The sequence below is a fragment of the Agrobacterium sp. BT-220-3 genome, assembly GCF_025910175.1.
Lineage (GTDB): Bacteria > Pseudomonadota > Alphaproteobacteria > Rhizobiales > Rhizobiaceae > Agrobacterium > Agrobacterium oryzihabitans.
This window is the reverse complement of sequence record NZ_JAPAIX010000001.1, coordinates 896,397-910,734: the sequence shown is the minus strand read 5'-3', so window position 1 is coordinate 910,734 and position 14,338 is coordinate 896,397. Positions and strand designations below refer to the sequence as shown.

The following is a 14,338-nucleotide window of genomic DNA, read 5'->3' as shown; positions in this document are numbered from 1 at the left end:
ATTAGCATAGATGTCAAAAACTTGCCATTGACATATATATGCTAATAGCACACAAATTGTCGCAGCAAAACCGCCGGAAGCCAACGAGATTTTTCATGGATATGTCTACCGCCCCCGTGGCGCCGCTTGTGTCGGATCACCGGCGCAGGCTCATCGTCTTTCTGTTTCTGATGCTGGCCATGTTCATGGCGACACTCGACAACCAGATCGTATCGACAGCACTCCCCACCATCGTCGGCGAATTCGGCGCGCTGGAGCGTTTCGGCTGGATCGGCTCGGCCTATCTTCTGGCCACCAGCGCGGTCATGCCTGTTTATGGCAAGCTGGGCGATCTGTTCGGACGAAAATACGTGATGATTGCGGCGGTCATCATCTTCACGCTCGGTTCGCTCGCCTGCGGGCTGGCCTGGTCGATGGATAGCCTGATCGCGGCCCGCGTGCTTCAGGGCCTCGGCGGCGGCGGCATCATGGTGTCGATCTTCTCCGTCAATGCGGATCTGTTCGAACCGCGCGAAAGAGCCCGCTACCAGAGCTATTCCAGCCTCACCATCATGGCCTCCGGCAGCGTCGGGCCTATCCTCGGCGGCACGATGAGCGATCTGTTCGGCTGGCGGTCAATCTTTCTGATCAACCTGCCGCTCGGGCTGATCGTCATTACCGGCCTGATTTTCCTGCTGCCTTACCGCCGCCCCGCGCGCCAGCCGAAGATCGATTATCTCGGCGCCGTGCTGCTGGCAGCGACGATTGCCAGCGTCGTCTTCTGGGCCGACAGCAGCGAATTGTTCGGCTCGCTCATTGCCGGTCCAAGCCTCGGCATCATCGCCTTCGCCGTCATCTCCGCCTTTCTCTGGGTGCAGGTGGAGCGCCGCGCGCCGGAACCCGTGGTGCCGCTCAGGCTCTTCAAGGACAGCACCTTCCCGCTATTGATGATCGTTTCGCTGACCAGTGGCGGCATCGGCATCGGCATGGTGAATTATTATGCCCTGTTCCTGCAGACCACCACCGGGCTCTCCCCCTCCCATGCCGGGCTGTTCTTCATCGCGGTCACCGGCGGCATCGTCATGGGCTCGCTATCGGCCGGGCGGCTGATCTCGATCACCGGCGTCTACAAGCCGTTTTCGGTGGCAGGTCTGACGATCAACCTTCTCGCCATGCTCTGCTTTACGCAGGTGCATGCCGGCACGCCGCTGGTGCTGATCGGCGCGCTGATGCTGGTGCAGGGTTTCGCCGTCGGTCTTGGCCAGCAGGCGCCGATCATCGGCGTACAGAATTCCGCGCCAAAGGCGGATATCGGTGCCGCAAGCGGCGCGGTGACCCTGACCCGCATGGGTGGTGCTGCCATCGCCATCTCGGTCTATGGCGCGATTGTCACCTCCAGCCTCAAGGGCGTTGCCGTCACCATTCCGGGTGTCGGCAGGATCGAGGAGTTGACGCCGAAGATGCTGTCCGAACTGCCCGCGGCATCCCAGACAGCGGTTGCAGCCCTTTATTCGGATGCCTTTACCCCGCTGTTTTTCGCAGCCGCCGCAACCGCCGCCATCGGCCTTGCCGCAGCACTGATGCTGAAGCCGGTGCGGCTACCCTCGGCGACACCGGCGGCGAAGCCAGCGGAGAGTTTGGGGGAGTAGGGGCGGGACTTTTGCCTGGACAAGAAAATCGTTGAATGCGGGCTTTACGCGGCATTCAACGATTTTTCGACGGCCAGACGGAAGCCCAGCGCATGCATGACTTTCTGCACTGTTTCGTAGCGAAGCTTCGAGCCTGGCTTTAGAGCCTTGTAGAGGCTTTCCCGGCCGAGACCCGAAACATCCGCAATGTGTGACATTCCGCGAGCCCTGGCGACTGCGCCAAGGGCGGCAATGAAGACATCCGGGTTTTCATCTTCCATCGCGACGGCCAGATATTCGATCATGGTTTCATCGCTGTCGAGGTAGTCTGACACATCAAATTTGCTGAATTCCGTCATGGTCATTTCTTTCCAATTGTTTGCGCCATGTCGATCGCAAGCTTTATGTCCCGCTTCTGGGACGACTTGTCCCCGCCGATCAGAAGGAAATAAACTTTTTTGCCAATGCGGGTGAAATAGACCCTATACCCCGGACCGTAGTGGAGCGCATTTCGGAAACGCCGCCACCTACCGGCTCGCAATCGCCGAAATTTCCATGCTTGGCAGCGGTAAGACGGTGAAGAATCCGCACCTTTCCGGTGCGATCCTTCAAGGCCTTCAGCCATTCGTCGAACTCTGCCGATATCTCGAAACTGTTCATCATAAAAGTATCCGAGTGGATACAATTTAGCAAGCGCAAATCCCATGGCTGTCCTCCAACCGGCCGTGCGCTGGTATTGCGCCCGCGAACGTCGTGCCGCAACTCGATACAGCCCCGGCTCAAAGCCAAAATGACAGTGGGGGTGGCGGCAAAACAAAAACACCCACGCTGGAAATTTAACGCCCGTTCCGCGTTATGCTCGCAGCACTTTACATTCGCGCGGGCGGTCCTATCTCAATGAATATGAAGCCGGAACAGCTCCTGAACTCCACGCCCAAGGGCCTTTATTGTCCGCCGGGCGATTTTTATATCGACCCCGTGCGCCCGGTGGCGCGCGCGTTGATAACCCACGGCCATTCCGATCATGCCCGCGCCGGCCACGGGTCCGTGCTGGCCACCCGCCAGACGCTTGATATCATGCGCATCCGTTATGGCGAGGATTTCTGCGGCAGCGAGCAGGCGGTCGCATTCGGCGAGACGGTGGAGGTGAACGGTGTGACCGTCGGTTTCCACCCCGCTGGCCACGTGCTGGGTTCGGCGCAGATTTCCGTGGAAATGAACGGCATGCGCATCGTCGCCTCCGGCGATTACAAGCGCGGCATCGACCCCACCTGTACGCCCTTCGAAACGGTGCCCTGCGACGTGTTCATCACCGAGGCTACCTTCGGGTTGCCGGTGTTTCACCATCCGCTACCGCGGGTGGAAATCGGCAAGCTGCTGACCTCCATCAGGCAGTTTCCCGAGCGCACCCACCTGGTCGGGGCCTATTCGCTCGGCAAGGCGCAGCGCGTCATCAGGCTCTTGCGCGATAATGGTTACGCCGACCCCATTTATATCCACGGCGCGCTGGCGCGGCTTTGCGATTATTACGTTTCGCAGGGCATCGATCTCGGTGATCTCAGGCCCGCAACAGTGGAAAAAAGCAATCCCGCCGCTTTCAAGGGCGCCATCGTCGTCGGCCCGCCCTCGGCCTTTCAGGAACGCTGGGCGCGGCGCTTCAACGAACCGCTCATCGCTTTCGCCTCCGGCTGGATGATGGTGCGGCAACGCGCCAAACAGGGCGGCGTGGAGCTGCCGCTGGTGATATCAGATCATTGCGACTGGCCGGAACTCCTGGAGACGATCAAGGAAATCGGCCCTCAGGCCGTCTGGGTCACCCATGGCCGCGAAGAGGCGCTGGTGCGCTGGTGCGAATTGCAGGGCATTGCCGCCAAGCCGCTGCATCTTGTCGGTTACGAGGATGAGGGGGATTGAGATGAAAGCCTTCGCCACGCTGCTCGACCGCCTCGTTCTCACCCCCTCGCGCAACGGCAAGCTGAAGCTGCTGACCGATTATTTCCGCGATACGCCTGATCCCGACCGGGGTTACGGACTGGCGGCGATTGCCGGCACGCTGGACCTTAGAAGCGTCAAGCCTGCCATGCTGCGCGAGCTGGTGCTGGAGCGCATGGACGAGGTGTTGTTCCGCTACTCTTACGATTATGTCGGCGATCTGGCCGAGACCATATCGCTGGTCTGGGGCAATATCGGCGGTGCTGATGATTCCCAGGCGCAGGATCCGCGTCTCGGCGACGTCGTGACGCTGATGAATTCGCTCGGCCGTACCGAGGTGCGTGGTGCGGTGCGCGATCTGCTCGACCGGCTCGATACTTCGTCGCGTTTCGCTTTCCTCAAACTCGCCACCGGCAGCCTGCGCATCGGCGTTTCGGCGCGGCTGGCGCGTCAGGCGCTGGCGGATTTTGCCGGTAAGGACATCACCGAGATCGAGACCCTCTGGCACGGGCTGACACCGCCCTATACGCCGCTTTTCGCATGGCTTGAGGGGAAATCCGGGCGGCCGGTGCTGGCGACGCCTGCCATCTTCCATTCGGTGATGCTGGCGACACCGGTTGCAGACGGCGATCTCGATGCGCTGGACCCGGCCGACTACGCCGCCGAATGGAAATGGGACGGCATTCGCGTGCAATTGTCCCGCGCCGGCGCCACGCGAAAACTCTATTCCCGTTCCGGCGACGATATTTCCGGCGCCTTTCCCGATGTGCTGGAGGCGATTGATTTCGAAGGCGTGATGGATGGCGAATTGCTGATTGGCGGCACGGCCCGGTCCAACAATCTCACCCGCACCTTTTCAGACCTGCAGCAGCGTCTGAACCGCAAGACGGTAACGGCCAAGATGCAGCATGATTATCCGGCCTTCATCCGCGCCTATGACCTGCTGTTCGAGGGCGAGAGCGACATCCGCGCGCAGACCTATCTGGAGCGCCGCGGTAGGCTGTCGGATATTATCGAGCACGCACCGCATGACCGTTTCGACCTCTCGCCGCTGATCGGCTTCTCCAGCTGGCAGGAACTCGACACGCTGCGCGCCGCCCCACCCGATCCAGTGATCGAGGGGGTGATGATCAAGCGTCGCGACAGCGCCTATCAGGCCGGCCGCGCCAAGGGGCCGTGGTTCAAGTGGAAACGCGACCCCTATAATATCGACGCGGTGATGATGTATGCGCAGCGCGGCCACGGCAAAAGGTCGAGCTATTATTCCGATTTCACCTTCGGCGTCTGGGCGGAAGGTGAGGACGGCGAACAGCTCGTGCCTGTCGGAAAGGCCTATTTCGGCTTCACCGATGCGGAGCTGGAGGTGCTGGACAAGTTCGTGCGCGATAATACCGTCGAGCGTTTTGGCCCCGTGCGTGCGGTGCGCGCCACGCCCGATTTCGGTTTCGTGCTGGAGGTGGCCTTCGAGGGCATCAACCGCTCCACCCGCCATAAATCCGGCGTCGCCATGCGGTTTCCGCGCATTGCGCGGCTCAGGGCCGACAAGCTGCCGGCGGAGGCGGATCGCCTGTCGACACTGATCGCGATGATCGATGGCGTGGAAGGGTAAGGTGCCTCCGCTACCTCCCTCGTCCCCGTGCTCGTCACAGGCATCCTGCCAGCCCAAGTCCCTGGGCTGACAGGCTCCTCCCGCCGCGCCGACTGGATTCCTGTGACAGGCACAGGAATGAGGGGATGTTTTGTCCAGAAATTGCCACGATGCCTGCGAATACATTGTTGTCATTCGCGAATCCGTGATTGGACAGTCTGTCGCCGCAGTGCTGAACTGCTAATATTCTCATTCCCGCCCTCAGGTGCACATATGGCAGAAAAACGCTTTCTTTCCTCACCCTTCGGACAGGAAGAAAGCGGCGTGATCTGCCCGAGCCTGACGCGGCGCGGCCTGCTTGTCGGCGCGATGGGCGCCTCAGTCGCAGCGATTTTGCCGCCGGGCGCAAGGGCGGCGGGCTTTTCCGCCCCCGAAATCCTGCCGCTCGAAAGACAGGACTATGCGGATGCCCGCCGACGGTTCCACACCCATCTGCTGCGCAAGATGCCCGCACCGGAAAAATCCGCTGCCCTTGGAACGCCGCCGGGTGCCGAACGGGTGACCTATCGCGGCGGGCCGGATGGTTCGATCGAGCTGGTTGCCTGGCTTTCCCATTATCAGCCTTCGAAGGTGGAAAAGCCGGCCGTGTTATTCCTGCATGGCGGCAACGCCACGGGTGACGGTCACTGGGCGCTGATGAAACCCTATTGGGAGGCCGGTTTCGTGGTGCTTCTGCCTTCTTTCCGGGGTGAGAACGGCCAGAACGGCAATTATTCCGGTTTCTATGACGAAACGGCGGATGCGCTGGCGGCGGCGACCTATCTGGAAAACCTGCCCGGCATCGACAAAAAGCGGTTCTTCATCGCCGGCCATTCCAATGGCGGCACGTTGACGCTGCTCGCCGCCATGAGCCGGAAGTTCCGCGCCGCCGCGCCCATGTCTGCGGGCGTCAACTCATGGCGCTATTTCAACCGCTATTCGGACGAGATCTGTTTTGACGAAACCGACGAGCGTGAATTCATCATGCGCTCCTCGGTGTGCTTCGGCCCCAGCCTCAAATGTCCGGCGCTGCTGCTGCGTGGTGACGAAGAGCGGCCATTCGATGCCGATCACCAGCTTTTCGTCGATCGCGCTTTGTCGTCGGGTTTCAAGGTCGATAAAAAACTGCTGCCCGGAACCCACAATGGCGTGGTCCCGGGCGCAGTGGCGGAAAGCATCAGGTTCTTCAACGAATTCGCTTGAAAAGAAATCTGGCTGGAAGGGTATGACGGAAGCAGGGGGCGTCGCAAAACGCCCCCGCACTCCAAACGCTAGCTTGTCAGGCGCTCTTCTTGAAGTAGCCCAGCAGCCGCATGGCATTGGCGGTGACGAGAACCGTCGCGCCGGTATCGGCAAAGACCGCAAGCCACAGGCCGGAGAGGCCGGTAACGGTTGTCACCAGAAACACTGCCTTCAGACCAAGCGCAATCGTCACGTTCTGGCGGATATTCGCCATCGTGGCGCGCGAAAGGCCGATGAGGCGGGCGGCGTCGCCGACATTGTTGCGCATCAGCGCCGCATCCGCCGCTTCCATCGCCACATCCGTGCCCGAGCCGATGGCAACACCTACGCTGGCGGCGGCAAGCGCCGGCGCATCGTTGATGCCGTCACCCACCATCACCATGGTCTTTTGGGCCGCCAGCTTGCGGATTTCCTCGACCTTGTTCTGCGGCAGGAGTTCGCCGCGCGCTTCAAGGCCGAGCTTGTTGCCGATGGCACGCGCCGTGCGGGCATTGTCACCCGACAGCATCAGCGAGGAAATGCCCATATCCTTCAGTGCCTTGATACCTTCCGCCGCATCCTTGCGCGGCTCGTCGCGCATGGCGAAGAGGCCGCTTGCCGCGCCACCGGCCATAACGACAGCCACCGTCTTGCCTTCGCTTTCCAGTGCGGAAATGCGATCGGCAAGGTCCTTCGAGAGGGTGCCGACTTCGGTTGCAAAGCGCGGCGCGCCGATGAACAGGTCCTTTCCGCCGACAGTGCCCTGCATGCCGCGACCGGAAATCGCCTTGATGTTGGAGCCGGGCAGAGGCTTCACGCCGGCCTTTTCGGCATGGTTGACGATGGCCCGCGCCAGCGGATGGCTCGATTCATGCTCGATGGTTGCGGCTTGCGCAATCAGCGTGTTCTCGTCGCCGTCAAGCGCCACAACATCCGTCACGACAGGTTCGCCGAGCGTCAGCGTGCCCGTCTTGTCGAAGGCGACGGTTTCGGTGCGTGCCAGCATCTCAATGACCGCGCCGCCCTTCACCAGCATGCCGTGGCGTGCCGCAGCCGAAAGGCTGGAGGCGATGGCCGCGGGAACGGAGATGACGAGCGCGCAGGGGCAGCCGATCAGAAGCAAGGCGAGACCGCGATAAATCCAGGTGTCCCAGTCACCAAGGCCGGCAAGCGGCGGCACGATGATGGTGAGGACCGAGATCGCCACGATCAGCGGCATGTAATAACGCGAGAAGTTCTGGATGAAGCGCTCGGTTGGCGCGCGCGCATCCTGCGCTTCCTCGACAAGCGTGATGATGCGGGCAATGGTGTTGTCTTCCGGTGCACGGTCGACGCGAATGCGCAGCGAACCGTCATGGTTGATCGAACCGGCAAAGACGCGCGCGCCCTTTTCCTTGGCGACCGGAATGCTCTCGCCGGTCATCGGCGATTCATCGACGCTCGATTCACCTTCCATCACCACGCCATCGGCGGCGATACGGTCGCCCGGGCGCGCGACGACCACCTGGCCGATGCGCACCTGATCGGCAGCGATCTGCCGAAGCGAGCCGTTTTCTTCCACAAGAGCCGTCTTCGGCAACAGCGAGCCGAGAGCCTTGATGCCCGAACGCGCACGCGCGGCCGCAAAGCCTTCCAGCAATTCACCGACGGAGAACAGGAGCACGACGATGGCCGCCTCTTCCGCCTCGCCGATGAAGATCGCGCCGATGGCGGCGATGGTCATCAGCATCTCGATGGTGAAGATCGCGCCGAAACGCGCAGCATTGAAGGCGTTGCGCGCAATGGGAAACAGCGTCACCAGCGTTGCGACGATGAAGGCGTAGCTGCCCCATGACGGGAAGCTGAGTTCCGCCGCATAGGCGACCGCCACAAGCAGGGTGCCGGTGAAGGTGTTGCGGGCCTTTGCGGTGCGCCACCAGACGCCTTTTTCATCCGCGCCGTGGGCGTGGCCGACTTCAGCGCTCTGGGTTGCCGTCGCCGTCTGCGCCTTCTCATGCGAATGCTTGGCGTGATCATGGTCGTGGCCGCCGCAATTGGCGTGGTCGTGGTCCGAATGATCGTGTGCTGAATGATCATGGCCCGAGTGATCATGGCCCGAGTGATCATGATTGTGATCATGGCCGCTGCAGGACCCGTGGTCATGCCCGTGATCGTCGACTTTTTCGCGCGCGGACTTTTCCTGCGGCAGCAGGGCGGGCTTGAAACCGAGCTTGCGCAGCGTGTCCTCGATTTTTTCGACCGGTGTTTTGCTCTCGGCGAGAGAGAGATTCAGCCTTTCGCGTGCAACGGACACTTTGACATCGGCAACGCCGGGCAGGCGCGAAAGCGCGGTTTCGATCTTGGCTGCACAGCTGCCGCAATCCATGCCGCCAACCGAAAAGGTCAGGGCATTGTTCTGCTCGACACTGGGTGCTGCCTCGGCAGGGTGGTGACCGCCGCACGATGAATGGTCGTGATCATCCCCATGATCGTGGGCGTGCTCATGATGTTCCGCCGCGGCCTTTTCGCGGGGGGCCTTGTCCTGCGGCAGCAGAGCGGGTTTGAAACCGAGCTTGCGCAGCGTGTCCTCGATTTTTTCGACCGAGGTCTTGTTGTCGGCGAGCGACAGGTTCAGCCTTTCGCGGGCAACGGACACCTTCACGTCGGCAACGCCGGGCAGGCGGGAGAGTGCGGTCTCGATCTTTGCCGCGCAGCTGCCGCAGTCCATGCCGCCGACCGTGAAGGTCAGATCCTCCGATTGCCCGTTCAGATTGCCGCGTGTCGAAATATTCATGATTTCCGCTCCTGAATTATATTCGACAGCCAATCTGGCACCTCTAGCAACTAGAGGTTCAAGAGCAAAAATGCATTTTCTCGATTTTTTTTGAAAGGCTCACACCAGCCTCGCGCCAGCCGCGCGGTGCATCATGCCGCCACAGTTGGTTCCATGAAGCGGTTCAGATGACAGCACTCCTATTGAAAAACTGCCGCCGGGCGGCCTCTCTGGCGGGCCTTGCGCTGCTGCCCCTGTTGAGCGGCTGCCTTTTCGTGACGGATACGAGCCGGATGAACCCGGACGTCTTCGTGCAGGAAACGGCGCCCGTCTTCAATTTCAATTCCGTAAGCTCCAATCGCCAGCCGGAGCTGCCGCCGCAGCCGGGCCAGCTTTCCACGCGCCCGCCGGACCTGTTCAGAACCCGCTTCCATCAGGAATATGGCCCGCCGGTGCGCGGGCAGGGCCTCAACGCACCGCAGGTGCAGGGTATGAACGCGCCGCGGGCCGGGAGCCAGGGCGCGCCGCTCGCACCCGACCGGATGGCGACCTATGGCCTGCCGGTCTCCAACCCGCTGCACCGCGTGATGTATGGGCCGATCCGCGATGATGATCGTTCCTTGCCGGCCATTCCCTATGGCCGCATCGATCCGCGCTATTTGAGGCAAGAGGTGAGTTACCAGACGGCGGAAGCGCCGGGCACCATCATCGTCGATACGAAACAGCATTTTCTTTACCTGGTGCAATCCGGCGGCAAGGCGATCCGTTACGGCGTCGGCCTTGGCCGTGACGGTTACGCCTGGTCGGGCCGCGGCAAGATACAGTGGAAGGCGAAATGGCCGCGCTGGACACCGCCCGACGAAATGGTGAAGCGCCAGCCGGAACTCACTTCCATTTCCGCCGCCAATGGCGGCATGACGCCGGGTCTCAACAATCCGCTCGGCGCCCGTGCGCTTTATATTTTCAAGGATGGCAAGGACACGCTTTACCGCGTGCACGGCACACCCGACTGGCAGTCCGTCGGCAAGGCGACCTCGTCCGGCTGCGTGCGCATGCTCAATCAGGATGTGATCGACCTCTATGAGCGCGTGCCGCAGGGGGCGCAGATTGTGGTTATCTGACCACGTTCTGAAAGAAAGCGCTGTGCCGCGCCGTCGCTCGAACGCCTTGTGACTGGCTTTTAGCGGTCGGTTAACTATTTTCGCAATACGCCTGAGACGTGGAACAAACGACGTACAACGGCGATATAGCCGTTCGCAATGTGGGACAAACCGGACTTATGACGAGCACCGACACAGATCTTTCCAGACGTACCTTTCTCTCCCTTCTCGGCATTTCCTCCGCTTCGCTTCTGGCAGGCTGCGCCTCGTCGGGCACGGGAGACGCCATCCGCCAGCAGGCAAGCGCCATCGGCAGCGATTTCCGCCAGATGTTCTCGCCGGGCGTCAGCGATGCGGAACTGGCCGTCATGTACGGCTCCGTCGAGGATGGCGGTTACGTCATTCCCGCCGTGCCCTATCAGAAAATCGACCGGCGTTATTATCGCCAGCGGGTCGTCGACCCGACCGGCGAGCGCCCCGGCACCGTCGTTGTGGATACGCGCTCGCGCTTCCTCTATGTCGTGGAGCAGGGCGGCAGCGCCATGCGTTACGGCGTCGGCATCGGCCGCGATGGCTTTGCCTGGTCGGGTGAGGGCGTCATCCAGTGGCGTCAGAAATGGCCGAAATGGACCCCGCCGGATGAAATGGTCGCCCGCCAGCCGGAACTGGTCAAATATTCGTCCAAGAATGGCGGCATGCCGCCGGGCCTGAAGAACCCGCTCGGCGCGCGCGCTCTCTATATCTTCCAGAACGGCAAGGACACGCTTTACCGTCTGCACGGTTCGCCGGAATGGAACTCCATCGGCAAGGCCGTTTCTTCCGGCTGCGTGCGCCTGATGAACCAGGATGTCATCGACCTTTACGACCGCGTGCCGCAGAAGGCGCGTGTGGTGGTCTGGCAGTAAGCCGATACTCAATCGCATAAAAAGGCGGCCATGTGCCGCCTTTGTTTTTTTTGAGAATTATGGTCGCGCCAGGCTATCCTTCAGCGCATTCACCCGGTCCCGCAGCTGCGCCAGTTCCTCCAGCCCGCAGCCGGTGGCGCCGCCAATGGCCGCCATGATCTTCACGCCCTCTTTTTTGAGGTCGGCGCCCTTCGTCGTCAGGGCCACCAGCACCTGCCGCTCATCCACCGTGCCGCGTTTGCGGGTAATCAGCCCCGCATGTTCCAGCCTCTTCAGCAGCGGCGAAAGCGTGCCCGAATCAAGCCCCAGCATTTCGCCGAGCGCCTTGACGGTTGAGGTCTCTTTTTCCCAAAGCGCCATCATGACCAGATATTGCGGATAGGTCAGCCCGATCGGGTCGAGCAGCGGTTTATAGGCCCGCGTGAAGGCATGTGCCGCGCCATAAAGGGCAAAGCATATCTGCTGGTCCAGCCTCAACAGGCTTTCCATCTTGGTGTTATCGCCCTCTACGCCCATCGTTTCGCTCCAAAAATCAACCGGGAAGGGAACAATCGGCCCCGGCTTTCGGTTCCTGCCGCATGGATGCGCGACGAAATTTCGTGAAAATTATCGCAAAAAACAATTTCGCATTCAATGTGCAAAATTATATTGCGCACAATTTAATTGTTCGCTATAAGAGCTTCAACATCAACCCGAAGGGAGTAAATGCCATGCCTATTCTCTACACGACCAAAGCATCCGCCACCGGTGGCCGCGCCGGCAACGCCAAGTCGGAAGACGGCGTCCTCGACGTCACGCTGACTGTTCCGAAGGAACTGGGCGGCGATGGCGCCCGTGGCACCAATCCGGAGCAGCTTTTTGCTGCCGGTTATTCGGCCTGCTTCCTCGGCGCCTTGAAGGCTGTCGCCGGCAAGCAGAAGGTAAAGATTCCTGAAGACACGACTGTGACGGCAACTGTCGGCATCGGCCCGCGCGAAGACGGCACCGGCTTCGGCATCGAAGTGTCGCTGAAGGTCAACATTCCCGGTCTGGAACGCGAAAAGGCAGAGGAACTGGTTGCCGCCGCCCATATCGTCTGCCCCTACAGCCACGCCATGCGCACCTCCACGGAAGTGCCCGTTTCGGTAGCCTGATTTGTCAGGCTTGAAATCCGGGGCCGGGTGATTCCGGCTGCGGATGAGGAGCGAAACTCGCAGCACCCGCGACGTCATCCTCGGGCTTGACCCGAGGATGCATCGGTCTCGGTGGGTATGGATCCGCGGGTCAAGCCCGAGGATGACAGAGGCGAGATTTCGCGCCTCTGTCGGCAACGCTTGGGCCGGGTTCATCCCGGCCTTCTTGTTTTCAGAAAGAAACATGCTATATTCTTTCTAAGGAAAGGATTTGTGCCATGAATATTCACGCCAAGACCGCCAGTGATCCTGCATCGCAGGGCAGGGTCGTTACCAAGGCCGTCATCGCCGCTGCCGAACGGCTGGGCCTGAACGCCGCCCGCACGGCGGATATTCTCGGCGTTTCCGCGCCCACGGTCTCGCGCATGAAACGACTTGATTTCCTGCTGGAGCCGGGCGCCAAGTCCTTCGAGCTTGCGGTGCTGCTGATCCGGGTGTTTCGTTCGCTGGACGCCATCGCCGGTGGCGATGAGGCGGTCGCGAAAAACTGGCTGCGCAATCACAATACGGCGCTTGATGCCGTGCCTGCCGACAGACTCACCACCATTACCGGATTGATCGATGTCCTCTCCTATCTGGACGCCCGACGCGCTCCTGTCTGAAAAACGCACCGCATCGGGAAAATACTGGCGGCTGGTGGAGGCGCAACATCAGGTTTCCACCATGAAGCTGGTGGATACGGTGGAGGAGCAATCGCTGCTGGAAGATATTCTGGAAGCGAGCAAGAGGCCGTTTCCGCCGGAATGCGCCGGCTTCGACTATCTTCTCGCCACGCCCTTCCGTTATGGCGCCGCCTATCCGCATGGCTCGCGTTTCCGCCGGGCAGGGTTTACCGAAGGCGTTTATTACGCCGCCGCGAAGGTGGAAACTGCGCTTGCCGAAATGGCCTTTTACCGGCTGCTTTTTTATGCGGAATCCCCCGGCACGCCACTGCCTGCCAATCCCGCCGACTATTCCGCCTTCGCGGCACGCATTGCCACGGATGCGGCGCTCAATCTCACCAAGCCCGAACTGAGCCGGGACGAAGCGCACTGGACCGACCTGCAGAATTACGAGCCCTGCCAGGCGCTTGCCGAGCAGGCGCGGCTGGCGAAAATCGAGGCCATTCTCTACCGCTCGGTGCGCGATCCCGCAGGCGGCCTCAACATTGCCATCCTGTCGCCCAGGGCCTTTGCCGCAAAAGCGCCGGTGGAACGGATGAGCTGGCGTATTCACCTGTCCAAAACCGGGGTGCAGGCGCTTTGCGAATTTCCGATGCGCAGAACGGGTTTTTCAGTTTCGGATTTTGCCGGTGATCCGCGTCTGGCGGGTCTGTTGGGTTGATGGGCGTGGGGCAGTAAAGTTGCCGCTCGTTTCTTCTCCCCGAGGGGGAGAAGGTGGCCCGAAGGGTCGGATGAGGGGGCAACGGCAGCGATGGACCGCACCCTTGCCCCCTCATCCCGCTGCCGCGGACTTCTCCCCCTAGGGGAGACGAAACAAGCGGCATCGCTACAGTCTAATCGGGCCTAGCCGTAAGTTCGGGCAGCCCTTACTGCTTCGCCACACGTGCGCGCAGTTCTTCCACATGCGCAGCGATTTCCGGTGTCACCGCCTCGCCGAAATCTTCCATTTCGAACATCGGGCGGATTTCGATCTCGCTTTTTTCCAGCATCGGGTTGGGGCAGCGTTTTACCCATTCCACCGCCTCGTCCATGTCTTTCACCTGCCAGAGCCAGAAGCCGGCAACCAGTTCGTTGGTATGCGGGAAGGGGCCGTCGATTACGCTGCGGCTGTCGCCGTCAAAAACGATCCTTTTGCCCTTGGAGGAGGGGTGCAGGCCGTCGCCGGAAAGCATGATGCCGGCATTGACCAGTTCCTCGTTGAATTTCCCCATCGCCTCCATCAGCTCGGTCGTCGGCATGACGCCATCTTCGCTGCTTTTGGTTGCCTTTACAAAAACGATGACACGCATTGTCTTTCCTCCTTGGTTGCGTCTTCCCGATAGTTTCGCCGTTCGTCGCGACGGCCCGATGACATTTTCGG

Annotated in this window: 14 protein-coding genes; 9 read left to right on the top strand and 5 right to left on the bottom strand. The window is 61.1% G+C overall.

The window, feature by feature from the left end; genetic code table 11:
• The first annotated feature begins 95 nt into the window (after nt 1–95).
• Nucleotides 96–1,628, top strand: coding sequence for an MDR family MFS transporter (locus OK142_RS04695; protein WP_498681335.1), 1,533 nt, complete (start codon nt 96–98; stop codon nt 1,626–1,628).
• Nucleotides 1,629–1,672: 44 nt separating this feature from the next.
• On the opposite strand, the gene OK142_RS04690 is transcribed toward OK142_RS04695, so the two are convergent.
• On the bottom strand, nt 1,673–1,972 hold the full coding sequence (locus tag OK142_RS04690) for an addiction module antidote protein (protein WP_003494336.1): 300 nt from the start codon (nt 1,970–1,972) through the stop codon (nt 1,673–1,675).
• A gap of 73 nt (nt 1,973–2,045) precedes the next feature.
• The gene (locus tag OK142_RS04685; protein WP_498681332.1) at nt 2,046–2,270 is read right to left on the bottom strand and encodes a type II toxin-antitoxin system RelE/ParE family toxin; all 225 of its coding nucleotides are present in this window, start codon (nt 2,268–2,270) and stop codon (nt 2,046–2,048) included.
• Nucleotides 2,271–2,504: 234 nt separating this feature from the next.
• On the opposite strand from OK142_RS04685, the gene OK142_RS04680 reads away from it, so the two are divergent.
• The 3 genes from OK142_RS04680 (at nt 2,505) to OK142_RS04670 (ending at nt 6,369) form a co-directional block, all read left to right on the top strand.
• Nucleotides 2,505–3,521 (top strand): ligase-associated DNA damage response exonuclease, encoded by a 1,017-nt coding sequence (locus OK142_RS04680; protein ID WP_498681330.1) that lies wholly within the window; start codon nt 2,505–2,507, stop codon nt 3,519–3,521.
• A gap of 1 nt (nt 3,522) precedes the next feature.
• Complete coding sequence (locus OK142_RS04675) at nt 3,523–5,148, top strand: cisplatin damage response ATP-dependent DNA ligase (RefSeq protein ID WP_498681328.1); 1,626 nt, start codon at nt 3,523–3,525, stop codon at nt 5,146–5,148.
• A 252-nt stretch (nt 5,149–5,400) separates the two neighbouring features.
• Nucleotides 5,401–6,369, top strand: coding sequence for an alpha/beta hydrolase family protein (locus tag OK142_RS04670; protein WP_313611975.1), 969 nt, complete (start codon nt 5,401–5,403; stop codon nt 6,367–6,369).
• A gap of 76 nt (nt 6,370–6,445) precedes the next feature.
• Here OK142_RS04670 and OK142_RS04665 read toward each other — a convergent pair whose 3' ends face one another.
• Nucleotides 6,446–9,160 (bottom strand): heavy metal translocating P-type ATPase, encoded by a 2,715-nt coding sequence (locus tag OK142_RS04665; RefSeq protein ID WP_498681325.1) that lies wholly within the window; start codon nt 9,158–9,160, stop codon nt 6,446–6,448.
• A 167-nt stretch (nt 9,161–9,327) separates the two neighbouring features.
• Here OK142_RS04665 and OK142_RS04660 point away from each other — a divergent pair, with 167 nt between their 5' ends.
• Nucleotides 9,328–10,260 (top strand): L,D-transpeptidase, encoded by a 933-nt coding sequence (locus OK142_RS04660; RefSeq protein ID WP_003494343.1) that lies wholly within the window; start codon nt 9,328–9,330, stop codon nt 10,258–10,260.
• Between the two features lie 158 nt (nt 10,261–10,418).
• Complete coding sequence (locus OK142_RS04655) at nt 10,419–11,144, top strand: L,D-transpeptidase (protein WP_003494344.1); 726 nt, start codon at nt 10,419–10,421, stop codon at nt 11,142–11,144.
• Between the two features lie 57 nt (nt 11,145–11,201).
• On the opposite strand, the gene OK142_RS04650 is transcribed toward OK142_RS04655, so the two are convergent.
• The gene (locus tag OK142_RS04650; protein WP_003494345.1) at nt 11,202–11,660 is read right to left on the bottom strand and encodes a MarR family winged helix-turn-helix transcriptional regulator; all 459 of its coding nucleotides are present in this window, start codon (nt 11,658–11,660) and stop codon (nt 11,202–11,204) included.
• Nucleotides 11,661–11,854: 194 nt separating this feature from the next.
• On the opposite strand from OK142_RS04650, the gene OK142_RS04645 reads away from it, so the two are divergent.
• The 3 genes from OK142_RS04645 (at nt 11,855) to OK142_RS04635 (ending at nt 13,639) form a co-directional block, all read left to right on the top strand.
• Nucleotides 11,855–12,277 (top strand): organic hydroperoxide resistance protein, encoded by a 423-nt coding sequence (locus OK142_RS04645; RefSeq protein WP_003511906.1) that lies wholly within the window; start codon nt 11,855–11,857, stop codon nt 12,275–12,277.
• A 257-nt stretch (nt 12,278–12,534) separates the two neighbouring features.
• A complete protein-coding gene (locus tag OK142_RS04640) occupies nt 12,535–12,918 on the top strand; it encodes an MbcA/ParS/Xre antitoxin family protein (protein WP_003494347.1) in 384 nt (127 codons plus the stop codon).
• Nucleotides 12,878–13,639, top strand: a complete 762-nt coding sequence (locus OK142_RS04635; RefSeq protein WP_498681321.1) for an RES family NAD+ phosphorylase — start codon at nt 12,878–12,880, stop codon at nt 13,637–13,639. The genes OK142_RS04640 and OK142_RS04635 overlap by 41 nt, the downstream gene beginning before the upstream one ends.
• A gap of 205 nt (nt 13,640–13,844) precedes the next feature.
• Here the strand turns inward: OK142_RS04635 and OK142_RS04630 are convergent, their stop codons facing one another.
• Nucleotides 13,845–14,267 (bottom strand): YciI family protein, encoded by a 423-nt coding sequence (locus OK142_RS04630; protein ID WP_082183901.1) that lies wholly within the window; start codon nt 14,265–14,267, stop codon nt 13,845–13,847.
• Nucleotides 14,268–14,338: the final 71 nt, after the last annotated feature.